Below are 22086 nucleotides of genomic sequence, written 5' to 3'. Positions count from 1 at the left end.
GGTACCGGCTCAGCCCAACCGGCGGTCCACAAGGATCGGGCGCAGTCGATCCAGCACCGCCACATCGTCGATGGTGGACGGTGGCGGCTCCTCCTGGCCGTCGGCGATGCCCCGCATGGTCCGCCTGAGGATCTTGCCGGAACGGGTCTTCGGGAGCCCGGCCACCACGTCGACGCGGCGCAGCGACGCCACCGGGCCGATCTGCGCGCGGACCATCGCGACGAGCTCCTCCTCGAGCCCGATCGGGTCGACGGCGGCGCCGCTCTTGAGCACCACGAAGCCGCGTGGCAGCTGGCCCTTGAGCGGATCCGCCACCCCGATGACCGCGCATTCGGCGACCGCGGGATGTCCGGCCAGGACCTCCTCCATCGCGCCGGTGGACAGCCGGTGACCGGCCACGTTGATCACGTCGTCGGTGCGGCCCATGACGTACAGATAGCCCTCGTCGTCGAATCGTCCCCCGTCCCCGGTCAGATAATTTCCCGGGTACGCCGAAAGGTAGGACCGGACGTAGCGCTCGTCATCGCCCCAGAGGGTGGGCAGGCAGCCGGGCGGCAGGGGCAGCTCCAGCACGATCGAGCCGTCCTCGCCCGCCTTCACCTCGTTGCCGGCGGGGTCCACGACGCGCACGCGGTACCCCGGCACCGGGAACGACGGCGAACCGGGCTTGGTGGGAAGTCTCTCGATGCCGCGGGGGCTCGACGCGATCGGCCAGCCGGTCTCGGTCTGCCACCAGTTGTCGATCACCGGCACCTTCAAGAGGTCGCCTGCCCACTCGTACGTCTGCGGATCAAGCCTTTCCCCCGCCAGAAAGAGCAATCGCAGTGAGCTCAGATCGCGCCCGCGAAGCGTGGCGCCCTCGGGGTCCTCCTTCTTGATGGCGCGGATCGCGGTGGGCGCGGTGAACATGGTGGTGACCTTGTGCTGCGCCGCGACCCGCCAGAACGCGCCGGCGTCGGGCGTGCCGACCGGCTTGCCCTCGTAGAGGACCGTGGTCGCGCCGGTGAGCAGCGGCGCGTACACGATGTAGGAATGACCCACCACCCAGCCGACGTCGGACGCCGCCCAGAAGACGTCGCCCGGCCCGGTGTCGAAGACGGCCTTCATCGACCAGCGCAGCGAGACCGCGTGGCCGCCGTTGTCGCGCACCACGCCCTTGGGTTTCCCGGTCGTGCCGCTGGTGTAGAGGATGTAGAGCGGGTCGGTCGCCGCCACCGGCACGCACTCCGCGGGCGAGGCGCCGTCGACCGCTTCCGCCCAGCTCAGGTCGCGTCCCGCGCGCAGCTGACCGGGCTCTTGCGGCCGCTGGAAGATCACGCACCGGGCGGGCTCGTGGGTGGCGAGATCGAGCGCGGCGTCGAGCATCGGCAGGTACGGCACGACCCGCCCGGCCTCCACCCCGCAGGAGGCCGCCACGACCACCTTCGGCTGCGCGTCGTCGATGCGCGCGGCCAGCTCCTTCGCCCCGAAGCCGCCGAACACCACCGAGTGCACCGCGCCGAGCCGGGCGCACGCGAGCATGGCGACCACGGTCTCCGGGATCATCGCCATGTAGATGACGACCCGGTCGCCCTTCGTGACGCCCAGCCTGCGCAGAGCGCCCGCGAAAATAGCGACTTCGTCGCGCAAGCCTTCATACGTGTACGAGTTGAGCACGCCGGTCACCGGGCTGTCGTGCACCAGGGCCACGCGCGCCCCGAGCCCCGCCTCGACGTGCCGGTCGAGCGCGTTGAAGCAGGTGTTCAGCTCGGCGCCGGGGAACCAGCGGTAGAACGGCGGGTTGTCGTCGTCGAGGATCCGGCCCGGCGGCGTTACCCAGTCGATCAGGGCGGCCGCGTCCCGCCAGAATCCGCCGGGGTCGGTCACGCTCCGCTCGTACTGCCGCCGGTATTCGCCCATAGGGCCAGTCAGCACCCGTCGCGGCCGCCGCGTCCAGGCAATTGCGCCGAACGGTGCGACGTTTGCGCCGAACCGGCCGGTGCGAACTCCCGATTACCGAAAAATACGTGATTTCACTCCGTAGCCTAATTTCATGGGTCTGTTCGGAAGCCGGACGGTCGACCGGGCCGCGCCGCCGCGTCGGAGCCCTCGCGACATCGAGGCGCTCGAGGAGTTCGTCGCCAACCTGGAGAGCGCCACCGACGAGGCGAGCACGTGGCGCATCTTCGCGTCCACGTACGTCGAGTTCTACGACATGGACTACGGCGCCGCCTGGATCGTCGAGAACGGCGTCCCCCGGCTCGAGTACGAGCTGGGCACGATCGTCTCCGCCCTCAGCGGCACCGCCGCCAACCCCGGGCTGGTCCAGCGGGCGATCCGGGGACGTGATCCGATCTACGCCGACGAGACCCAGCGCGACGGCGACTCCCGGCTGGCCGCCGCGATGCGGGCCGGCTGCCGGGCCGCGGTCGCCATGCCGATCTGCGTGCACGGGCAGGTCACCGCCGTCATGGAGTTCTACGGGCGCACCGAGGTCGCCGTGGACAGCGCGCTGATCGGCAAGTGGGGCGCGATCATGCGCGTCGCCGAGCAGGCCCGGGAGGCGGCGCTCGCCGCCTTCGTCTCGCGGCAGCTGGCCGACGACCGGCTCGCGGTCACCAATGTGGTCAGCGCCCTCGGGCACACCAACGACTCCTCCCGCGCCCTCAAGTCCGCCCTCGACGCGGTCCGCACCGCGTTCGGCTGGGCCTACGGCTCCTACTGGGAAATCGACGAAGACGAGGGCGTCCTCAAGTTCAAGGTCGAGTCGGGCTCGGCCGGCGACGAGTTCCGCAAGGTCACCCTGGCCGCGACCTTCGCCGAGGGGGTCGGGCTCTCCGGGCGCGCCTGGCGGCAGCGCGACCTGGTCTTCGTCCGCAACATCGGCGAGCTCACCGACTGCGTCCGGGCGCCGGCCGCCACCCGCGCCGGGGTCCGCTCCGGCGTCTGCTTCCCGATCATCAGCCTGGACCGCATCGTCGGCACCATGGACTTCTTCACCACCGAGTTCATCGAGCTCAGCGAGTCGCGCGCCTCGTCGCTGCGCAACGTGCAGCAGCTGGTCTCGCAGCGCCTCGACATCGTGCGCAGCGCCGAGATCTCGGCCCAGAACGCCCGCGCGCTGCTCGACACCGTCGAGCGGCTGCGCTCGGCCACCAACGACGCCGCCCGGGTGGCGGACGAGGCGGTCGCCCGGGCCTCGGACATGACCGGCGACGTGACCGCGCTCGGCGAGGCCTCCAACTCGATCGGCGACGTCATCAAGGTGATCACCTCGATCGCCGACCAGACCAACCTGCTCGCCCTCAACGCCACCATCGAGGCGGCCCGGGCCGGCGAGATCGGCAAGGGGTTCGCGGTCGTCGCCGGGGAGGTCAAGGAGCTCGCCCGGGAGACCGCCGACGCGACCAAGCGGGTCTCCGAGCAGATCGCGGCCCTGCAGGCCAGCGCCGAGTCGGTCGCCGGGGGCATCCGCACCACCAGCGAGACCATCGGGCAGATGGACGCGGTGCAGGCCCGGATCGGCGAGGTGCTCGAGGAGCAGGCCACCATGGCGCACGCGTTCGAGCGCTGAGGGGTTCTACGGAAAACGGCCGCTGCGTTCGCAGCGGCCGTTCCTCGTGTTCGCGGTCAGTACCGGAACCTCGCCACCAGCTGCTGCAGCTGGGTCGCCGTCATCGCCAGCTCGTCGGCCGCCGACCGGGTGTCGCCGACCGCCCCCGACGTACGCCGCGTCGCGTCCGAGACCGAGCCGATCGTCTGGGCGATGTTGCCGGCGCCCGCCGCCGCCTCCGACAGCGTGCGGTTCATCTCCTGCGTGGTCGCCGTCTGCTCCTCGACCGCGCTCGCGATCGCCAGCTGGATGCCGTTGATCCGCTCGATGATCGCCGAGATCTCGCCGATCGCGGTGACCGCGCCGTCGGTGTCCATCTGGATGGCCTGCACCCGGCGGGAGATGTCCTCGGTCGCCTTCGCGGTCTCCTGCGCCAGATCCTTGACCTCGCCGGCGACGACGGCGAAGCCCTTGCCCGACTCGCCCGCCCGGGCCGCCTCGATGGTGGCGTTCAGGGCGAGCAGGTTGGTCTGCTCGGCGATCGCGGTGATGGTCTTGACCACCGACGCGATCTCGCTGGACGACTCGCCCAGCCGGGCCACGATCGCGTTGGTCTGCGCGGCCACCTCGACCGCCTGCACCGCGACCTCGGACGCCTCGGTCGTGGAGACGCTGATGTCCCGGATCGCCGAGCCCATCTCCTCCGAGCCGGCCGAGACCACCTGCAGGTTGTTGGAGACCACGTCGGCCGCGGCGGCCACCGAGCCGGCCTGCACCGACGCCTCGGACGCGGCCGCGTCGACCTCGCCGGAGACGGCGGTCAGCTGGCCGGCCGCCGAGTTCAGCGTGCCCGCGTTGCCGGCCAGCTGCACCAGGTCCTCGCGCAGGCGGCTCAGGCCGCGATCCAGCGAGGAGGCCATCCGGCCCACCTCGTCCAGGGTGTCGACCCCCGACGTACGCGTCAGATCGCCCTCGGCCAGGCCCTCGGCCACGTGCGCGACGCCGCGCACCGCGCCCCGCACCCGGCCCGCGACCCGGAAGCCGATCAGGAGGCTGAGCAGCACACCCAGCGCCAGCAGGCCGGAGACCGTCCAGGTCGCGGTGCTGCCGGCCTTCTCGGCCTTGGCGATGCTCTCGTCCGACAGCGCCTGCGCCCGCGTCTGCAGGATGCCCTCGTCGGTCACCAGCGCGCCGTAGATCTTGTTGTACTCGTCGCCGATCTTCTCTAGCTCGGCCGGAGTCAGCTTCGTGAAGTCCTGGTTGTTGAAGTCCAGGTACGCCTGCCAGTCGGTCTTGGCCTTGGCCACCGCGGTGGACCCGGCCGTGTCGTCGGACAGGCTGCTCTCGAGACTGGCCAGCGCGTTGGTCACCGCGGTCTTGTTGGTCTCGATGTTCTTGCTGATCGCGTCGGCCAGGCTCGGGTAGAGCTGCAGCGCCGACCGGTTGCCGGCATACGCCTCGATGTTCTTGGCGAACGTGCCGGCGGCCGCCTCGACGGTGATGGTCTTGCGTTGCGCCGCGGCCGCGTCCGCGTTCTGCGCCCGCAGCGTGCCGATGGCCACGCCCCCGACGATCAGGCCACTGACCGTGGCGGTCAGCACCGCCGTTCCGATCTTGGTTCGCAACGAAAGGTTGTCGAACGACCTAGCCAGCCCCATGCCTGTGCCTCCTGTCACACCGTCGCGTACAGAAGATCGGCACCGAAGTGCCCCGAGATGAGCAACAGTGGCGAACTTCCCGGAATGCGCCCTTACCGCCGGATTTAGGCTTACCGTGTGCCCTCGACGCTCTTTCGGGGGACGATCCGTGCCCACATGGGTGTTACGTTGCCGGTATGTCCGCGGTTCTCTCGTTGCGAACATCGGACCTCGACGAGGTATGGGCCTTCCTCGACCCGCAGTACTACCGCAGCTACACGCGTCTCGCTGACCGGACACAGCACCTGGACGCATGCCTGGACGTCGTCCGGCTCGGCCCCGTGACGCTGGGCATGGTGCGCTTCGGCGCGGAACTGCGGATCTCCATCACGGAGATCGACGCCTACCAGATCAACGTGCCCCGCACCGGCCGGCTGCGCTGGTCCCAAGGCGGCAACGAGACCGCCGTGGTCGCGCCCGGGGCGGCCGTGACGTACCAACCGCTGAGCCGCGCCGAGGACCGCTGGAGCGCGGACTGCGCCGTGCTCAGCATCAAGATCGAGCCGGCGGCGGTGCAGGCGCAACTGGCGCGCATGCTGGACACGCCCATCAGGGCGCCGGTGCGGATCCAGCCGCACATGGACGTCGCCCAGGGCGCCGGTGCGGGCTGGGCCCGTCTCGTACGATTGCTGGCCGCCGACGCCACCCATCCCCGTGGCCTCGCCCACCACCCCCTGGTACGTGACCAGCTCGTCGAAGCGCTCATCGGCGGGCTGCTGCTCAGCACCGCCCACCGCTACCGCGACGATCTCCACCACGACGCCCGCAACGGCACGACACCGCGCGCCGTCCGGCACGCCGTCGAGGCGATGCGGGAGCATCCCGAGCGCCCCTACACGCTGGCCACGCTCGCCGACATCGCCGGGGTCAGCGGCCGAACCTTGCAGGCGGCCTTCCAGCGCCACGTCGGCAGCACCCCGATGGCCTACCTGCGCCAGGTTCGGCTGGCCCGCGCCCACGACGACTTACGCACCGCCGACCCCGGCCGGACCACCGTGGCCGAGATCGCCTACCGATGGGGTTTCTCCCACCTCGGCCGGTTCGCCGGCGCGTACCGGGCCCGGTACGGCACCCCACCGTCATGGACCCTGAACACCCCCTGACCCACGCCGCTCGGCGCAGCCCCCCACCCCGGCGCAGCCCCCCAAACCACCCTGGTTGCCTCCCCGCCCGCTCGCATCCCCGTGCGGCTCCCCACACCGCCTTGTGCTTCCTAGGAGGCTAGGTATCTGGCTGGCGACTCGGCTACTCCCGGCGAAACGCCGCGGCGCCGACCGGCGACCGGTACGGTCGCGATCATGGCTGCGGTTTCCGAAACCGTCGGCTACCAGCTCTCCCACCCCGACGGCGGCCGGCTGGCGCCGAAGACCGCCCGGGGGACGCGCGCCCGGCCACCGGAGCGCAGGGTCGACGAGGAAGAGTTCCGCGCGCTGGTCGAGCACGGCACCGCCGAGGACATGGCCGACGTGCTGGGCATGCTCGACGCGACCGGGCGGAAGGCCCTCGGCGCCCTGGTCCGCGACGCCGTCGCATCGAACGCCCGCGGCGAGGCGGTCCTGCTGGTGGCCGGCGCGGGCTGCCTGACCGGCGCGGACAAGGTCGTCTCCTGGCTCCGGTCCCGGCGTTTCCAGCACGTCCCGTCGGAGGCGACGCTCGAGGCCGTGATCAGGGCCCTGAGGGCGCCTGGCCGTCCGCGGATCACGACCGTGGCCGGCGGCCTGGCCCGCCGCCTGGGCGTCCGGTCGTCGTGGCAGGGCGAGTGGGCGGTGACAGAGGCCCTTCTCCGCACGGCCGGCGTGCCACCACCCGCTACCGACGCCGTGGCCCGCCGCTGGATCCGCGCCAACGACGCCCTCGGTGACCACTTGTCCGAACGGCTGGCCTCCGATCCCTGGCTGGACCGCCTGCTGCCGCGTGTCTTCTTCCCACCGGCCGGTGTCACGCCCGGCGCTCACTGGGCGCCGGCCCTGGCCGAGCTGGCCACCAGCGGCAGGCTCGATCGCGCGTCGCTGCAGCGCTTGGCGTTGCGGCGGATGGGCGAGCCGACGCGTGCCGGCTCCCTGCGCACCGTGGTAGCACTCCACGGCCTCCTGGGCCTCCCACCCGATGCGATCGCCAAGCATCGGGCCGGATACCTCCGCCTACTCGTCGGGCCGCATGCCCCGGTGGCGGCCGCCGCCCAGCAGGCGCTGCTCACGCTCGAGGAGGCCGGCCGCGCCGATCTGAGCACCGTGGTCTCGGCCGGCCGGGCGGTCTTCCGCCGGCCCGACAAGAAGCTGGCCCGCGCCCAGTTGGGGTGGATCTCGCGGGAGCTCCGGCAACGGCCCGAGGGCACCCGCCCCCTGCTGGAGACGGTGGCAACCGCGCTGTCCAATCCCTCGGAGACGATCGCGGGTTGGGCACTGGAGTTCCTGAGCGATCATCCCGGCGGCCTGGAACTCGTCCGCGAGGCCGCGCCCGGCCTGCCCGAAGCCGTCCAGGAACGCGGCGGCGAGCTCTTCGGGCTCCCGCCGGCCACGGAACCCGCCGCTGAGCCGCCTACCGAGCCCACGGTACCGACGACGGAGCCGGCCGCGGTGACGCCGTCTCAGCAGAGCCCATCCGCGGGCAGGGCACGCCCTCCCCAGACGTCGGCGACCGGGCTGGCTAAAGCACCAGCACCAGCACCAGCACCGGCACCGGCACCGGCACCGGCACCGGCACGAGTCTTTCCGGCCGCGCCCGCGCCCCGGCCGGCCGCGTCGATGCCGCCCCCGATTGCTTCGGTGACAGAGCTCGCCGCCGAGATGGCCGCCCGGCGCGCGGATCCCTGGGATCCGATCGGGGTCGAGCGTCTCCTGGCCGGGCTGGCAACCTTCGCGCGAACCGGCCTCGACGCCGTTGCCACCGCCCTCACGCCGCTGCTCGATGATTCCCCTACGCCCTTCGACGTCCTGATCCGCGCGTTGGCAGTCGGCCGCGAGGATGTCATACCCGGGTCCGATGTCGTCCCGGAATCTGCTCGGTACCGTGCTGCGTGGGAGACGAACACCATCCATCAGCCGGCCGGTGCAGCCGCGCCACAAGCAATGCTCCTGGCCCGGATCCACGAGCTGGCCGCCCAGTTGACCGCGGCCGCGACGGCGATTGGCAAGAGTCGGGCGACCGGCCCGCCGCTGCTGCTCGCGACGCCCGCCACGGTCGACGGGCACGTGAGTCCGTCGCGCGTGCTGTTCCGCCTGCTCGAAGCCGAACGCGACGGCTGGCAGCCAGGCCCGATCGACCTGACGCAGGCGTTGCTGCGCTTGCCCAGGCACGTCGACCCGAGCGTGACGAAGGCGGCCGCCCGGCTGACCTCCCCGGCGGGAAGGCGCTATGCCGCCTGGCTACGCGCGGGCGGCCTGCCCGAACCCGCAACAACGGTGACGACCCGCCCTGGCGACAGCGGAGTCGGCAGCCTCGCAACGCCCGGAGCCTCCGGCGGCCCCGGAACGCTCGGAGATCCCGGACGGCGGACAGTGGTGTTCGCCCGCCTGGAGACTCCCGCCGCTGACGGCCACGGGCGGGTGGCCGAGGTGCTCGCAAGCCTGCTCACCAGCCCGACGCCGCCGCCCGGCGCAGGTGAGCACGCGGCCCGCGGGGTGACCTCGGAACTCCCGGGGCCGCCGGAGATGCGCTGCTGGCCGTTGGTGCTGCCCAGCCACCGCGAGATCATCGCGACCCACTGCCTCCCGTATCTCTGGCCCGCCACCGGCCAGGACGCGGCGGCCGACGTGGCCGGCGCGGCACGTGGCGAGCCGGCGGGTCACGCGGCGGGCGGGAGCCGCGGGGTGCTTGCCGAGCTGGCGCGGATGGCGGGTCCGTTCGGGCCGGCGATGGCGATTGCCCTGGCTCGCGGGCTGGTGGCGCCGCTGGGGCGGGACGAGGCGGTTGACGCCGTGCTGCATCTGTGCGGCAACGGCGGGCTGGACGCGGCGCTGCTCGGCCGTGAGTTGCGGCTGCTGGTTGTTCCGGGCGGCGCTACACCCGGCGATGTGGCCGACGCCCTGTCCCGGCTGGGGCGGAACGGCGCCTGGCACCTGGTGTGGGCGATCGCCTATGCGCTGCTGCCACCCTTGCTGCGGACCGACTCCGCGCCGTCCGGACTGGCCGGGCTGCTCGAGGTGGCCGCGGAGGCGGCCCGCGCCACCGGCACCCGCGCCGAGCTACCTAGCTAGCCCGTCTGAGAGACGCCCCGACAGCAAGTCCGATGACCTGCCTTTCACCGGGGTCGCCAGAAAGACGAAGGGGCGCGACAAAAGCGCCAGATACATTGCGTCCCGGATACGACGCAACAATTGACGGAGCGCCATTCTCTTTCCATTCTTCCAAGAGGAAAGGAGAGCGACCATGAGTGACACCGTCAAAGTCGGCGACGACAGCCGGCTCGCCGATTGGGACGATTCCCTGCCGAATCCGCCCGACCACGACGCCACCGAGACCGAGGTCGAGACCGAGGGTTCCGACCAGCCCGAGCCGGAGGAGGTGCCCGATGCGGTTCTCGATGAGTAACTACAAGGTGGGGCCGACGGCGAAGGGCTGGGGGCACGGCTGGTCCACCGACCGTTCGAAGGATCAGTCCCGGGTGAAGGCCGACCGGTCCGGCACGAAGGTCAACGTGCACAAGCGGATCGCCCCGCTCGTCGACATCCTGCTCGACGAGTCGGAGCGGCGCGGCTACCGGTTCAACCCGAAGACGTGCGGCGGATACGTCAATCGCGCGATCAAGGGCACGCAGCGGCCGAGCAACCATTCCTGGGGCCTGGCCGTCGATCTGAACTGGGACCGCAATCCGGAGAATTTCCACGGCGTTCTCAAGACCGATTTCCCGGCCTGGATGGTCCCGCTGTGGAATCGTTACGGATTCGCCTGGGGCGGCCATTACCGGGGGCGGCACAAGGACCCGATGCACTTCGAGTTCATGGGCGCGCCCGCGGACGCCGACGACATGCTGGCCAAGGCGCGCCGGGAGATCCTCCAGCGCAAGCCCATCCCGCAGCAGGGGAAGCCGCCGCAGGCCGCGGCGCAGAGGTACACCGTGAAGTCCGGCGACAACCTCTCGTCGATCGCGTCCCACCTGAAGGTGGGCGGCGGCTGGAACGCCCTCTACCAGCGCAACAAGGCCGTCATCGGCCCCGACCCCAACAAGATCAAGCCAGGCATGGTCCTCACCGTGCCATGACCGACGAGCGGCCCGGCCTCGGCGCCGTGCCCCGGCCGACCGAGCCGGCCCTGCCTCAGCGCCGGGCCGGCTCCGGCACGTCGATCACGCGGAACTCGCCGAGCGGCCCGGTCAGCCGGCCCCCGGTCACGGTGAGCCAGGGCCGGCCGAGCATCCCGAGCGCGCGCATCGTCCGCGTCATCGGGTGCTCCCCGAGCCGTACGTCAAAACCACCGCGACCGATCCGCGCCCCCGAGATCCGCATCGGCAGTTTGCCGCGCAGCAGGCGCCCCGCCTGCGCGCCATGATCGAGGTACGACCAGGACGGCAACGAAAGCCGGGTCGGGAACGGCAGGCGCACCTTGCCGTTGCGGATCGCCGCGTGCAGCACCTCGCCGCCCTCCGGAAGGCGCACGGTCACCTCGGTCGCGGCGGCGCCGAACGTCAGATCGGCGTCCATCAGCCACTTCGGCAGCGCCCAGAAGTCCTGCCCCGCCTCGCGCGTGAACGCCCCGGTCACCGGCAGGTCGACGATGTGCAGTCCCGGCAGCCCGCGAGGCCCACGCACCAGCAGCCCGACACCGACCTCGTCGTAGGTCTTCAGCACCCAGGGTCCGTAGTGGATGGTCATGAGCACCGTGATCGCCCGGCCGAACAGCACAAGCGGCTCGAGCGGCACTCCCGCGAGCGCCTCGCGCGCGCCGGCCGCGGGCGCGGTGAAGACAGCCGCGCTGATCCGCGCATCGGTGATGGTCACTGGCAGCGTGACCGTCTCACCCTGGATCGACCAGGTCCTGGGCCCGATACGCTCCGCCATGCGCCGACCTTAGCGGCTACTAAGGAATGAGAACAGCGGCGCCACCTACCCTTCCCGCCCGAAGGTCCGCGAGCGCCTGGGCGGCACGTTCCATCGGGTACGGGTCGACCTCCACCCGCAGACGATGCTTGGCCGCGAAGTCAAGGAGCCGCCGCCCGTCCTCGCGGGTGTTGGAGGTGACGCTGCGCAGACTCCGCTCCTGGAACAGCTCACGGTCGTAGTTCAGCGACGGGATGTCGGTCAGGTAGATCCCGGCCACGGCCAAGGTCCCGCCCCGGTCGAGCGCGCGCAACGCCACCGGCACGAGCTCCCCGCTCGGCGCGAAGATGATCGCCGCGTCGAGCGAGCCCGCCGGCGCCTCGTCGGAGCCGCCGGCCGAGGCCGCCCCGAGATCCAGCGCCAGCTTCTGCGCCCGCGGACTGCGGGTGAACACGTGCACCTCGGCGCCCGAGGCGATCGCGACCTGCGCCGTGAGGTGCGCCGACCCACCGAAGCCGTAAATCCCTAGTCGGCCGCCCGGCGGCAGATCGGCCCGGGTCCACGCTCTGTATCCGATGATGCCGGCGCACAGCAGCGGCGCCAGCTCCTCGTTCGTGTACCCCGACGGCAACCGGTAGGCGAAGTCGGCCCGCACCGTCGTGTACTGCGCATAGCCGCCGTCGGCATCCCACCCGGTGTAGAGCGACCGGGGGCAGAGATTTTCCCGCCCGGAGAGGCAGAACCGGCACTCCCCACAGGTCGAGCGCAGCCACGCGACGCCGACCTTGTCACCCTCGCGGAACTCGGCCACCCCGTCGCCCAGCCCCGCCACGTGCCCGACCACCTCGTGTCCCGGCACCACCGACGGCCGGTGCGGCGGCAGCTCGCCCATCGTCACGTGCAGATCCGTGCGGCACACCCCGCACGCGTCGACCTCGACCAGCAGCTCCCCCGGCCCGGGCCGGGGCACCGGCATCTCGGCCCGCCGCAGCGCCCGCGATAAGTCCTGACCTGGATCTGTCACCTGCCATCCCTGCATCCCCGTCACCTCCGGGCTCCATCTTGGCCCCGGCGGCCGGGGAGCGCCTCGGACCGGGGTATGACATACCTCGGTCCGATGCGGGAGCGGCACCGGCCGCGGAAGGATCCCCGGCATGGAACGGATGTGCGAACGGCGCGACGCGGAGCAGGTGTCGGAGGGTGGCTTGACCACCGGTCTCAGCCCGGCGGTCGCGGCAATGGCCGGTGTCGCGGCCGGCTCGCGGAGCGCAGCGGGCCGGGCGCCGGCTGCGGTTGTCGCCAGGCGCCACCCGTATCCGAAAAGGAAGCGCAACCGAAACGCCGAGCGCGACCACACTAGTGGCCGCGAGCGCTGTCATGGGCCAGAGTCGAAGGAGACGGGGTCGATCTACGACGAGGTGGACATGACTACGGTCGGGGTGCTGCTGGAGACGGCGGGGCGGGAGCGGCGGGTCGCTCTCACCCCGGACGGGGCCGAGCGGCTGCGCAAGCAGGATGTCGAGGTGCTGGTGGAGACCGGCGCCGGGCACCGGGCCTGGTTCGAGGACGTGGGGTATACCGGCGCGGGCTGCGCGGTCGGCAGTCGGCAGCAGGTGTACGCCGAGAGCGACATCCTGCTCTGCCTGCACCCGCCCGAGGACGCCGAGAACTGCCGGCCGGGCCAGCTGCTGATCGGGCTGCTCGGGGTGCTGCACGATCCGGGACTCGCGCAGCGGCTCGCGGCCACGGGGGTCACGGCGGTCAGCCTCGACCTGCTGCCCCGCACGCTGAGCCGGGCGCAGGCGATGGACGCGCTGACCTCGCAGGCCAACGTCGCCGGATACAAGGCGGCGTTGCTGGCCGCGGAGGCGTATCCGGGCTTCTTCCCGATGCTGATGACCGCCGCCGGCACGACGCGGCCCGCCCAGGTGCTGGTCCTGGGGGCGGGCGTCGCGGGGCTGCAGGCGATCGCGACCGCACGGCGGCTCGGCGCGCTGGTCACCGGCTACGACGTGCGCGAGGCGGCCCGCGCCGACCTGGCCTCGACCGGCGCTGCCGTGCTCGACCTGCGCACACCGAGCGCGGAGGCGGAAGGAGGGTATGCGCGCGAGCTCACCGGTGACGAGGCGCAGGCCCAGCTGAGCGGGCTGGCCCAGGCCGTGCCGCGCTTCGACGTCGTGATCACCACGGCGCAGGTGCAAGGCGGCTCGCCGCCACTGCTGGTCACGGCCGGTGCGTTGGCCGGCATGCGGCCGGGCTCGGTGGTCATCGATCTGGCGTCCACCGTGGAAGGCGGCAACGTCGAGGGATCGGTTCCGGACACGCGGACGGTCACCGACGAGGGCGTCACCGTGATCGGAGCGGCGAATCTCGCCGCGACCGTGCCGGGGGCCGCGTCCACGGCGTACGGCAGGAATCTGCTGGCCCTGATCGCGTCGCTGACGCCCGGCGGAGAGGTAGTTCTCGACCTCGACGACGAGATCCAGAAGGCCGTGATCGTCACCCACGGCGGGCGGGTCGTGCACCCCCGCGTCAAGGCCCTCTTCGAACGGGAGATCCGCTCATGAGCCCTCTGCTGCTGGCAGATCTGACCGTCTTCACGCTCGCGTTGCTCGTCGGCTTCGAGGTCATCAGCAAGGTGCCGGCGACGCTGCACACGCCGTTGATGTCGGGCGCCAACGCGATCCACGGTGTGGTGATCGTGGGGGTGATGCTGCTCGCCGCGACGGTGACCGGCGTCGGCGGCTATGTGCTGCTGGCCGTCGCCGCGTTCTGCGCCGCGATGAACGTGGCGGGCGGCTACGTGGTCACCGACCGGATGCTCGCGATGTTCCGGAGCCGGTCATGAGCGCCTTCGACACGATCGTGCACCTGGTCTACCTCGCGTGCGCGACCAGCTTCGTGATCGGGCTGCACCTGATGAACGCGCCCGCGACCGCCCGCCGCGGCAACCGGATCTCGGCGGCCGGCATGGCCCTCGCGATCCTGACCACGGCCGTGGTGCTGGTCCACAACGGCGGGCTGAAGTCGGCGGCGGTCTTCGCCCTGATCATCGGGTCGGTGGCCGGCGGCGCAGCGGGGCTGGTCGCGGCGCGGCGGGTCAAGATGACCGCGATGCCGCAGCTGGTGAGCCTGTTCAACGCGGTCGGCGGCGGCGCGGCGGCTCTGATCGCGCTGGGCGACCGGGCCGCGTCGGCACAGGCGGCGGTCACGGGAGTGCTCGACGTGGCGATCGGCGCTGTCACCTTCACCGGTTCGCTGGTGGCCTCGGGCAAGCTTGCCGGGCGCATTCCGGGCCGGCCGATCACGGTGCCGTTCGGGCGGTGGATCTCCGCCGGGCTGGCCGTGGTCGCCGTCGCGCTGGGCATCGGGTTCGTGGCCGGCGACTCGCAGCCGTGGCTGCTGGCCGGGGTGGCGGTGGCCGCGCTGGCGGCGGGCGTGCTGCTCACGCTGCCGATCGGCGGCGCCGACATGCCGGTGGTGATCTCGCTGCTCAACGCGTGCACGGGCACCGCGGTCGCGATGGCCGGGTTCGTCCTCGAGAGCACGCCGCTGATCATCGCGGGCGGTCTGGTGGGCGCGGCGGGCGCGATCCTGACCAAACTCATGGCCGACGCCATGAACAGGCCGATCGGCGCGATCATCGCGGGTGGTTACGGCACCGGTGACGCGGTCGCGGTCGCGGTGGGTTCGGGTTCGGCTCCCGTACGGGAGATCACGGCCGACGATGCGGCGATCCAGCTCGCGTACGCGGGCAAGGTCGTCATCGTGCCCGGCTACGGTCTCGCGGCCGCGCAGGCGCAGCACGAGGCGGTCGCTCTCGCGGAGGCGCTGGCCGAGCGCGGGGTCGAGGTGACCTACGCGATCCACCCGGTCGCGGGACGGATGCCGGGGCACATGAACGTGCTGCTCGCCGAGGCCAACGCGCCCTATCCGCAGCTGCGTGACCTCGAGGAGAGCAATCCCGAGTTCGCCCGCACCGACGTGGTGCTGGTGGTCGGGGCGAACGACGTGACCAATCCGGCGGCGCGGCGGCCCGGCAACCCCGTCTCCGGGATGCCGATCCTCGACGTCGACAAGGCACGCTCGGTCATAGTGCTCAAACGGTCATTGGGGCACGGATACGCGGGCATCGACAACGAGCTTTATGCGGACCCGCGGACGGCGATGCTCTTCGCGGACGCCAAGGCGGGGCTGGCCGCGCTGCTCAGCGGGCTGCACGCGTACGCGAGCTGAGGTTTTGACTTTGCTTTGCCCAGCATGCTTATCGACTTCGGTCACTTGACACCTAAAGATCAACTTGGAACGCTCGGTTGCGGAACCGTCACACCGGGGCACGGGGGTCGACGTCTTGCGAAGCTCGAGCATCAGCCGGTTGTTGTCCGACTTATCCCCCTCAAATCTAGAGGATTTCTGGGCCTCGGCCACCGAACGCGGCACCCCGCTGGTCGAGCCCTGCGACGACAAGTCGGCGCTCGTGACGTTCCTGTGGCGGGGCGATGCGGCCACAACGCGGGCCTGGTGGGGTGTGGACGTGCCGATGTCGCGGGCGCCCGGCACCGACCTGTGGCACGGCACCCAGCGGATGCCGTCGTCGCTGCGCACGATCTACTGCCTGGCCCACGACGGCGCCGAGGAGTCGCCCGCCGACGATTCCGGCTTCGGCCGCACCCATGTCGACGCCACCAACCCATGGCGGCTGCTGTTCCCCGCCGACCCGACCGACCCCGAGGACCGCGACAGCTGGCTCTCCGTCCTCGAACTGCCCGACGCCCCGCCCGAGCCGTGGACGCAGAAACGCCCCGGAGTGTCCACCGGTACCCTCACCGAAGTGACCCTGCCCGGCGCCGCGCTCGGCGGCCCGCGCCCGGTGACGATCTACCGCCCCGCCGGCACCCCCACCGAGGGCCTGCCCGTCCTGGTGATCTTCGACGGCTACATCGCCCGCCACGTCCTGCGCGTCCCCACCATCCTCGACAACATGATCGCCGCCGGCGCGATCCCGCCCATGGTGGCGTTGTTCGTGAGCAGCTTCGAGGCCAGCCGCGAACGCGACCTCGAGCCCAGTCGCCCGATCCACACGTTCGTCGAGGAGGAGCTGATCCCCTGGGCGCGCACCTCGCTCGGCGCGGGCCTGTCCCGCCGGGGCAACGTGATCGCGGGCGTCTCCCGCGGCGGCTTGGCCGCGGCCTACGTAGGGATGTGCGCCCACGAGATGTTCGGCGGCGTGATCGCGCAGTCCGGGAGCTTCTGGTGGCCCAGCCCCCGGGAGGGCTCGCCCGGCTGGCTGATGCGCCAGGTGACAAAATATCCGCGGGTGGACGTCCGCTTCTACCTCGACGTCGGCATCCGCGAGACGATGCCCGGGCCGGACGGCGCGCCCGACCAGCTCACCGTGGTGCGCCAGATGCGGGACACCCTGGTGGGGCACGGTTACGAGGTCACGTATACCGAGTACGTGGGCGGCCACGACTACGTCAACTGGCGCCGCACCTTCGCCGACGGTCTTCTTGCGGTGGCCGCGCCCTAGGCTTTGAGCCGGGCCTTCTGCACCTTGCCCATCGCGTTGCGCGGAAGCTCCTCGACCTGGATCACCCGGCGAGGCCGCTTGTGGGCGGCCAGCCTCTCCGCCACGAAAGCGATCAGATCGGCCTCCGCCACCGCGTCGCCCACGACGAACGCCGTGATCCGCTCCCCCAGGTCGGGATCCGGCAGGCCGACAACCGCGCACTCCCGCACCGCCGGATGCAGCAGCAGCACGTCCTCGACCTCCCCGGCGCCCACCCGATAGCCACCCGTCTTGATCAGATCGGTGGAGGCCCGCCCCACGATGCGGTGCCAGCCGTCCGGCGCGATCGTCGCCACGTCGCCGGTTGGGTACCAGCCGTCGCCCCACGACTGGATACTGCCGCCGCGCAGATAGCCATCGAACAGCGTCGGCCCCTGCACCTGAAGATGGCCGATCGTGGCGCCGTCGTTCGCCACCGGTGCGCCCTGCTCGTCGACGATCCGGGTGCCGATGCCGGCGAGCGGGAGCCCCACCTGCCCGGCGCGCCGGTCGCCGTCGGCTCGGGCGCTCACCGTGATCAGGGTTTCGGTCATGCCGTAGCGCTCGACGGGCGCCTGGCCGGTCAGCTCGCGCAGCGTGTGGAACACCGTGCCGGGCAGGGGCGCGCTGCCGGAGACGAGCAGCCGCGCCGGCGACAAACTCCGGGCCGCGTCCGGGCGGGCGGCGATCCGGGACCAGACGGTGGGGACGCCGAAGTACATGGTGCCGGCGCTTTCCGCGTACGCGTCGGGCGAAGGACGCCCGGTGTGCGTGAGCCGCCCGCCCAGCCGGAGGGGCCCCAAAGCTCCGAGAACGAGGCCATGAACGTGGTACAGCGGCAGGCCGTGGACAAGCGTGTCGGCCGGGGTCCACTGCCAGGCCTCGGCGAGAGCGTCCAGATCGGCGGCGATCGCCGCGCGCGAGATCACCACACCCTTCGGCGCACCCGTCGTGCCGCTTGTGTACAGCACGAGGGCGGGGGCGCCGTCCGCCGGTTCCGCTGGGTGGGTGGTCGCCCTGGTGAGACGCGTGACGGGTACGACCGGGAGGGCGCTCTCGCCGGCCGCGCCGGGATCGTCGGACAGCAGCAGCGCGGCGCCCGAATCCCGGAGCATGTGATCGCGTTCGAGGCGGCCGGCGTCCGGCGGGACCGGCACGATCGGCACCCCGGCCAGCAGCGCTCCCGTGATCGCCGCGATCGTCGCCGCGCCCGGCGTGGCGTGCACTGCGACGATCGGCGCACCGTCCAGGTCGGATGCGACCGAGGCCGCCCAGCCGAGCAGATCGTGCCGGGAGAAGGCCCCCTCGGGCGTGGTCAGCGCGGCATCGAGATCGTCGGGTTGCAGGAGGGCGGACAGCAGCGACATCCCCGCATTCTCTCGTATCCGGTCCTGTGTCCGGCTCGGCCGGGGTGCGGCCATGCAGCTCCGCATCCAGCCGCGCCGGGCGTACGGCTCTGCATTCAGCGCGGCTGTGGTGCGGCCAGGGCGTCCAGGTGGGCGTCGAGGTCGGCGATCATCTGGGCTGGGGTGAGGTGGCCGGCCAGGACGTGGACGGTCAGGCCGTCCACGAGGGCATGCAGGTGGCGTGCTGCTCGCCGGGCTGCTTCGTCGTCCGCTTCCCGGGCCGCATCGTCGGTCGCGGGCCGGGCGGGCGCCAGCTGACTCACCAGTCGGAGGCACAGCTCGAACATGCTGCCGAAGTGCAGCCGCTGGACCCGGGCGAGCGCCGGATCCTGCAGGCCGAGGGCCAGGAAGGCGAACGCGATCTCCGACTCGGTGCGGCGCCGCTCGTCGACCGGCATCGTCTCCAGGAGCACGGCGCCGACGGCCTCCCGCATGTCCGACGGCGCCGGCATGGCGGTCAGCCGGGCGGTGACCTGCGCGATCACCTCTTCGCAGGCGAACGCCAGCAGCTCGGCCCGCGTCGCGAAGTAATGCCGCAGCGCGCCGGTCGACCAGCCTGACTCGGCGGCCACGGCCCGGATCGAGACCTCGGCGACGCCGTCACGCACGATGACCCGCCAGACGGCGCCGGCCAGCTCTCTCCGGCGCTGTTGATGATCGACGACCTTAGGCATGACATTTTATATAGCACGACCGTGTTATAAACGAAGCATGGTTGCCGTGATAATCGCCTGTGAGATCGGATTCTGGGTCCTGCTCGTGGCGGGCCTGGCCGCGCGCTACGTCCTGCGCGCCCGCCCGCTCAGCACCGCGCTGCTGCTGGCGGTGCCGGTGATCGACGTGGTGCTGCTGGCCGTAGCGCTGATCGACCTGCTCAACGGCGGCGAGGCCGACCCCGCGCACGCCCTCGCGGCGGTGTACATCGGCACGTCGGTGGCCTTCGGCTCGCAGATGATCGGCTGGGCCGACCAGCGCTTCGCCCACCGTTTCGCCGGCGGCCCGCCCCCGGTCAAGCCACCCCGCACCGGCCCCGCGCACGCCGCCCGCGAGCGCCGGCAGTGGACACGGCACCTGCTGGCCTACGTGATCGGCGCCGCGGTGCTCGGAGTCTTCACGGCGCTGGTGGGCGACCTCGACCGCGTACGCCCGCTGTGGTCGGTCATGGGCGTGTGGACCATCGTGCTGGTCGCCGACTTCGTGATCTCGTTCAGCTACACGCTCTTCCCCCGCCGGCAGTGAAGGCGACATCCTGGCCGCATGGCAGATGACGCGCTGGACGGCCTGCTGGCCGAGCAGATCGCCTACTACCGCGCCCGCGCCGGCGAATACGACGCCACCTACCCGGTCGACGCCGCCGCCCGCGCCCAGCTCCTGACCGCGTTGGAGGCGCACGCCCCCTTCGGCCGGACGCTGGAGCTGGCGTGCGGCACCGGGCAGTGGACCGGCGAGCTCGCCCGCCACGCCTCGGCCCTGACCGCCGTCGACGCCGCACCCGAGGCGCTGGCGATCTGCCGACGGCGGCCCGGCACTGATCGGGTCGACTTCGTCGAGGCCGACCTGTTCGAGTGGCGACCGCCGGAGCGTTACGACTTCGTCTTCTTCTCGGGCTGGCTGTCACATGTGCCGCCGCAACGCTTTGATGCCTTCTGGGCACTGGTCGCCGACTGCCTGGCCCCGGGCGGCCGGGTGTTCGTGATCGACGAACTGCCGGCCGTTGCCGACGTGGAGCGTGCGGCGCCCGGGGAGCCCGCGCCCTCGGTGCGCCGCGAAGTCTCCGGTGGGCAGGCCTTTCGCGCCGTCAAGGTCCTCTACGCGCCCGACGAGTTGCGTGCACACCTCGCGGCCCTGGATTGGCAGGCCGACGTCGCAACAGTGGGATGGCGGTTCTTCTTCGCCACACTCCGGCGCGCGGACGGATCGCTCGCTGTGCGCCTCAGACCCGTCGAGGACGGCGATCTGGACGCGTTCTTCGAGCACCAGGCGGATCCCGTCGCGGCCGCAATGGCAGTGATGCCGGTGCGCGAGCGGGATCAGTTCGACGCGCACTGGGCGAAGATTCGCGCGGACGACGACGTGATCCAGCGGACGATCTTGGCCGGCGGCGTTGTGGCGGGCGGCATCAGCAGCTGGCATGACGGTGAGCGCCGGCTGGTCGGTTATCAGCTCGGGCGCGAGCAGTGGGGACGCGGCGTGGCGACCCGGGCGCTCCAGCAGTTCGTCGACGAGGTGCCGGAGCGGCCGTTGTACGCGCACGTCGCCACCAGCAATGCCGGTTCGATCCGGGTCCTGCAAAAGTGCGGCTTCCGGCGCGACCTCGCCGAGGAGGCGCAGGCACCCGAGCCCGAGGACGGCGTCGAGGAGCTCATCTTCGTTCTGGCCGAATAGGGCAGGGCGCGAGATCGTTTCCTGGACCGCGCCCAGGGGCCGGGCGCATGCTGCGGTGGGGAGCCCGCACAGGCCGGAGGTGGAGGATGAAGGCACAGGTCGGCGACCGGATCGTGGTCAAGGGCGTCCATGTCGGCGACGCCACGCGGGTCGGGGTGGTGACGGCGTTGCGACATCCGGACGGCACCCCGCCGTACGAGGTCAAGTGGCTCGACGACGGGCACGAGGGGCTGATCTTCCCGGGGCCCGAGGCCCATATCGAGCGTTCCGGGCCCGATGGGGACGGTGGTCACTAAAGGCGACGGCCAAAGCGCCGATCAGTACGTCGTAGGGCATCGTCAGACATCCGGAACGGAGAACCGCAGTTTTGACCTGGTTCTGGCTCGTTCTGGCTGTGGTGGTGGCCGGGGCGGCGTACGCTCTCGGGGCCCGTCGCCAGCGCGGCCGTGACCAGGACCGGTTCGCCGCCGAGATGGAAGCCGCCTTCGGCGCGGCGAGCCTCGGCGATGTCGCCGCGCTGCTGACCGGGAGCCAGGCCGAGATCGAGCAGATGCGGGCCGACCGCGAGGAGCGGATCCGCACCACCGAGCAGGAGCAGCGCCGGCTCAACGGCCGCCTCCGGCGCCGGGCCAAGGAGGCCATCGACGACACCGGCGCGGTGATCGGCGAGCGGCTCCGCGACGTCGTCGAGCAGGTGGGCGCGGCCCGGCAGGCTGCCACCGCGACCCACGAGCGGGTGGTGCACACCAGCGAGGCCGCCGCCACGATGGTCCGCCGGGCGCGCAGCGCCGACCAGGCCGCGACCGCGCTCAACGAGAGCCTGCACCAGGTCGCGGGCATCGCCAGCGTGATCTCCGAGATCGCCTCCCAGACCCGGATGCTCGCGCTCAACGCCACGATCGAGGCCGCCCGGGCCGGCGCGGCCGGCAAGGGCTTCGCCGTGGTCGCCGACGAGGTGAAGAACCTCGCGGACACCACCGCCGACTCCACCGACAAGATCGCGGCCACGATCGCGGCGCTCGAGTCGGACGTGGAGAAGATGGGCGGCACGCTGGCCGCGATCGTCCAGGACGTCGGCGAGATCGAGCACGCGATGGGCCTGCTGGACGGGATAGCGGACGACCAGTTCCAGATCGTCGAGCGCCTGAACGGCACGGTCGACGCCACGATGACCCAGATCCAGGACCTGTCCGAGGTGGCCGAGCGCCTGGAGCGCCGCCGCGCGGACCGCCTGACGGCGAGCGGCGAGGTGGTGCTGCGGGCGGCGTCGCGGGCCGGCCAGGTGGCGGGCGAGCTCACCGACCTGAGCAAGGGCGGCTTCGGCTGCATGGTGCCGAGCCGCACGCCGATCTCGGTGGGCGACGCGGTGCAGGCCGCGATGACCGTCGACGGCGCGCCGATCACCGTGGCCGCCCGCGTGGTGCGCCGCCGCGACCTCCCGGATGCGATGGAGCTGGGGCTGGAGCTGACCGACCTCTCCCCCGAGGCGCAGCGCCACATCGAGGCCCACATCAACAGCGCGTTCGAGAGCCTCTGAGGCCCG

Annotated in this window: 19 protein-coding genes; 13 read left to right on the top strand and 6 right to left on the bottom strand. The window is 71.8% G+C overall.

What is annotated here, in order from left to right; genetic code table 11:
- Positions 1 to 9: 9 nt before the first annotated feature.
- Entirely contained in the window at positions 10 to 1899 is a 1890-nt protein-coding gene (locus tag ACQPZX_RS23880; protein ID WP_433384483.1) for a propionyl-CoA synthetase, read from the bottom strand.
- 133 nt (positions 1900 to 2032) lie between these two features.
- Between ACQPZX_RS23880 and ACQPZX_RS23875 the strand changes: the two genes are divergently transcribed.
- The gene (locus tag ACQPZX_RS23875) at positions 2033 to 3553 is read left to right on the top strand and encodes a methyl-accepting chemotaxis protein (RefSeq protein WP_433384480.1); all 1521 of its coding nucleotides are present in this window, start codon (positions 2033 to 2035) and stop codon (positions 3551 to 3553) included.
- A 56-nt stretch (positions 3554 to 3609) separates the two neighbouring features.
- Here ACQPZX_RS23875 and ACQPZX_RS23870 read toward each other — a convergent pair whose 3' ends face one another.
- Positions 3610 to 5190 carry a methyl-accepting chemotaxis protein gene (locus tag ACQPZX_RS23870; RefSeq protein ID WP_433384477.1) on the bottom strand — a complete coding sequence of 527 codons (1581 nt, stop codon included), beginning with the start codon at positions 5188 to 5190 and terminating at the stop codon, positions 3610 to 3612.
- A gap of 176 nt (positions 5191 to 5366) precedes the next feature.
- Between ACQPZX_RS23870 and ACQPZX_RS23865 the strand changes: the two genes are divergently transcribed.
- The 4 genes from ACQPZX_RS23865 to ACQPZX_RS23850 all read left to right on the top strand — a co-directional run bounded on the left by ACQPZX_RS23865 (position 5367) and on the right by ACQPZX_RS23850 (position 10429).
- Positions 5367 to 6332 carry an AraC family transcriptional regulator gene (locus ACQPZX_RS23865; protein WP_433384474.1) on the top strand — a complete coding sequence of 322 codons (966 nt, stop codon included), beginning with the start codon at positions 5367 to 5369 and terminating at the stop codon, positions 6330 to 6332.
- 195 nt (positions 6333 to 6527) lie between these two features.
- Positions 6528 to 9425 carry a hypothetical protein gene (locus ACQPZX_RS23860; RefSeq protein ID WP_433384471.1) on the top strand — a complete coding sequence of 966 codons (2898 nt, stop codon included), beginning with the start codon at positions 6528 to 6530 and terminating at the stop codon, positions 9423 to 9425.
- Positions 9426 to 9597: 172 nt separating this feature from the next.
- Entirely contained in the window at positions 9598 to 9759 is a 162-nt protein-coding gene (locus tag ACQPZX_RS23855; RefSeq protein WP_433384468.1) for a hypothetical protein, read from the top strand.
- Positions 9740 to 10429, top strand: a complete 690-nt coding sequence (locus ACQPZX_RS23850) for a M15 family metallopeptidase (protein WP_433384465.1) — start codon at positions 9740 to 9742, stop codon at positions 10427 to 10429. Before ACQPZX_RS23855 ends, ACQPZX_RS23850 begins: the two co-directional genes overlap by 20 nt.
- 55 nt (positions 10430 to 10484) lie before the next feature.
- Here ACQPZX_RS23850 and ACQPZX_RS23845 read toward each other — a convergent pair whose 3' ends face one another.
- Complete coding sequence (locus tag ACQPZX_RS23845) at positions 10485 to 11225, bottom strand: acetoacetate decarboxylase family protein (RefSeq protein ID WP_433384462.1); 741 nt, start codon at positions 11223 to 11225, stop codon at positions 10485 to 10487.
- Between the two features lie 19 nt (positions 11226 to 11244).
- Positions 11245 to 12228: a zinc-dependent alcohol dehydrogenase family protein gene (locus ACQPZX_RS23840; protein ID WP_433384459.1), complete on the bottom strand. Its 984-nt coding sequence runs from the start codon at positions 12226 to 12228 to the stop codon at positions 11245 to 11247.
- Positions 12229 to 12628: 400 nt separating this feature from the next.
- Here ACQPZX_RS23840 and ACQPZX_RS23835 point away from each other — a divergent pair, with 400 nt between their 5' ends.
- From ACQPZX_RS23835 to ACQPZX_RS23820, 4 genes are all read left to right on the top strand, one after another.
- The gene (locus ACQPZX_RS23835) at positions 12629 to 13771 is read left to right on the top strand and encodes an NAD(P) transhydrogenase subunit alpha (RefSeq protein WP_433384456.1); all 1143 of its coding nucleotides are present in this window, start codon (positions 12629 to 12631) and stop codon (positions 13769 to 13771) included.
- A complete protein-coding gene (locus tag ACQPZX_RS23830) occupies positions 13768 to 14052 on the top strand; it encodes an NAD(P) transhydrogenase subunit alpha (RefSeq protein WP_396031103.1) in 285 nt (94 codons plus the stop codon). Before ACQPZX_RS23835 ends, ACQPZX_RS23830 begins: the two co-directional genes overlap by 4 nt.
- On the top strand, positions 14049 to 15440 hold the full coding sequence (locus ACQPZX_RS23825) for an NAD(P)(+) transhydrogenase (Re/Si-specific) subunit beta (RefSeq protein ID WP_433384452.1): 1392 nt from the start codon (positions 14049 to 14051) through the stop codon (positions 15438 to 15440). The genes ACQPZX_RS23830 and ACQPZX_RS23825 overlap by 4 nt, the downstream gene beginning before the upstream one ends.
- A gap of 139 nt (positions 15441 to 15579) precedes the next feature.
- Positions 15580 to 16734 carry an alpha/beta hydrolase-fold protein gene (locus tag ACQPZX_RS23820; RefSeq protein WP_433384449.1) on the top strand — a complete coding sequence of 385 codons (1155 nt, stop codon included), beginning with the start codon at positions 15580 to 15582 and terminating at the stop codon, positions 16732 to 16734.
- On the opposite strand, the gene ACQPZX_RS23815 is transcribed toward ACQPZX_RS23820, so the two are convergent.
- Complete coding sequence (locus tag ACQPZX_RS23815) at positions 16731 to 18119, bottom strand: AMP-binding protein (protein ID WP_433384446.1); 1389 nt, start codon at positions 18117 to 18119, stop codon at positions 16731 to 16733. The genes ACQPZX_RS23820 and ACQPZX_RS23815 overlap by 4 nt on opposite strands.
- 95 nt (positions 18120 to 18214) lie before the next feature.
- Entirely contained in the window at positions 18215 to 18832 is a 618-nt protein-coding gene (locus tag ACQPZX_RS23810; protein WP_433384443.1) for a TetR/AcrR family transcriptional regulator, read from the bottom strand.
- A 37-nt stretch (positions 18833 to 18869) separates the two neighbouring features.
- Here ACQPZX_RS23810 and ACQPZX_RS23805 point away from each other — a divergent pair, with 37 nt between their 5' ends.
- The 4 genes from ACQPZX_RS23805 (at position 18870) to ACQPZX_RS23790 (ending at position 22080) form a co-directional block, all read left to right on the top strand.
- Complete coding sequence (locus ACQPZX_RS23805; RefSeq protein ID WP_433384440.1) at positions 18870 to 19397, top strand: hypothetical protein; 528 nt, start codon at positions 18870 to 18872, stop codon at positions 19395 to 19397.
- 18 nt (positions 19398 to 19415) lie between these two features.
- A complete protein-coding gene (locus tag ACQPZX_RS23800) occupies positions 19416 to 20543 on the top strand; it encodes a GNAT family N-acetyltransferase (RefSeq protein ID WP_433384437.1) in 1128 nt (375 codons plus the stop codon).
- Positions 20544 to 20629: 86 nt separating this feature from the next.
- Positions 20630 to 20839 carry a DUF1918 domain-containing protein gene (locus ACQPZX_RS23795; RefSeq protein ID WP_433384434.1) on the top strand — a complete coding sequence of 70 codons (210 nt, stop codon included), beginning with the start codon at positions 20630 to 20632 and terminating at the stop codon, positions 20837 to 20839.
- A 71-nt stretch (positions 20840 to 20910) separates the two neighbouring features.
- Complete coding sequence (locus tag ACQPZX_RS23790) at positions 20911 to 22080, top strand: methyl-accepting chemotaxis protein (protein ID WP_433384431.1); 1170 nt, start codon at positions 20911 to 20913, stop codon at positions 22078 to 22080.
- The last annotated feature ends 6 nt before the right edge of the window (positions 22081 to 22086 follow it).

It is taken from the genome of Actinoplanes sp. CA-142083 (assembly GCF_050942195.1).
Lineage (GTDB): Bacteria > Actinomycetota > Actinomycetes > Mycobacteriales > Micromonosporaceae > Actinoplanes.
Note: the sequence above shows the minus strand (reverse complement) of the source record. Positions and strands in the feature narration are given on the sequence as shown.

Excerpts from the sequence above, each read along its gene's own strand:
- ACQPZX_RS23835 (WP_433384456.1), top strand. The coding sequence starts at position 12,629 with ATGACTACGGTCGGGGTGCTGCTGGAGACGGCGGGGCGGGAGCGGCGG.
- ACQPZX_RS23850 (WP_433384465.1), top strand. The coding sequence starts at position 9,740 with ATGCGGTTCTCGATGAGTAACTACAAGGTGGGGCCGACGGCGAAGGGC.
- ACQPZX_RS23825 (WP_433384452.1), top strand. The coding sequence starts at position 14,049 with ATGAGCGCCTTCGACACGATCGTGCACCTGGTCTACCTCGCGTGCGCG.
- ACQPZX_RS23810 (WP_433384443.1), bottom strand. The coding sequence starts at position 18,832 with ATGCCTAAGGTCGTCGATCATCAACAGCGCCGGAGAGAGCTGGCCGGC.
- ACQPZX_RS23880 (WP_433384483.1), bottom strand. The coding sequence starts at position 1,899 with ATGGGCGAATACCGGCGGCAGTACGAGCGGAGCGTGACCGACCCCGGC.
- ACQPZX_RS23855 (WP_433384468.1), top strand. The coding sequence starts at position 9,598 with ATGAGTGACACCGTCAAAGTCGGCGACGACAGCCGGCTCGCCGATTGG.
- ACQPZX_RS23845 (WP_433384462.1), bottom strand. The coding sequence starts at position 11,225 with ATGGCGGAGCGTATCGGGCCCAGGACCTGGTCGATCCAGGGTGAGACG.
- ACQPZX_RS23815 (WP_433384446.1), bottom strand. The coding sequence starts at position 18,119 with ATGTCGCTGCTGTCCGCCCTCCTGCAACCCGACGATCTCGATGCCGCG.
- ACQPZX_RS23805 (WP_433384440.1), top strand. The coding sequence starts at position 18,870 with ATGGTTGCCGTGATAATCGCCTGTGAGATCGGATTCTGGGTCCTGCTC.
- ACQPZX_RS23795 (WP_433384434.1), top strand. The coding sequence starts at position 20,630 with ATGAAGGCACAGGTCGGCGACCGGATCGTGGTCAAGGGCGTCCATGTC.
- ACQPZX_RS23865 (WP_433384474.1), top strand. The coding sequence starts at position 5,367 with ATGTCCGCGGTTCTCTCGTTGCGAACATCGGACCTCGACGAGGTATGG.
- ACQPZX_RS23860 (WP_433384471.1), top strand. The coding sequence starts at position 6,528 with ATGGCTGCGGTTTCCGAAACCGTCGGCTACCAGCTCTCCCACCCCGAC.
- ACQPZX_RS23830 (WP_396031103.1), top strand. The coding sequence starts at position 13,768 with ATGAGCCCTCTGCTGCTGGCAGATCTGACCGTCTTCACGCTCGCGTTG.
- ACQPZX_RS23870 (WP_433384477.1), bottom strand. The coding sequence starts at position 5,190 with ATGGGGCTGGCTAGGTCGTTCGACAACCTTTCGTTGCGAACCAAGATC.
- ACQPZX_RS23875 (WP_433384480.1), top strand. The coding sequence starts at position 2,033 with ATGGGTCTGTTCGGAAGCCGGACGGTCGACCGGGCCGCGCCGCCGCGT.
- ACQPZX_RS23800 (WP_433384437.1), top strand. The coding sequence starts at position 19,416 with ATGGCAGATGACGCGCTGGACGGCCTGCTGGCCGAGCAGATCGCCTAC.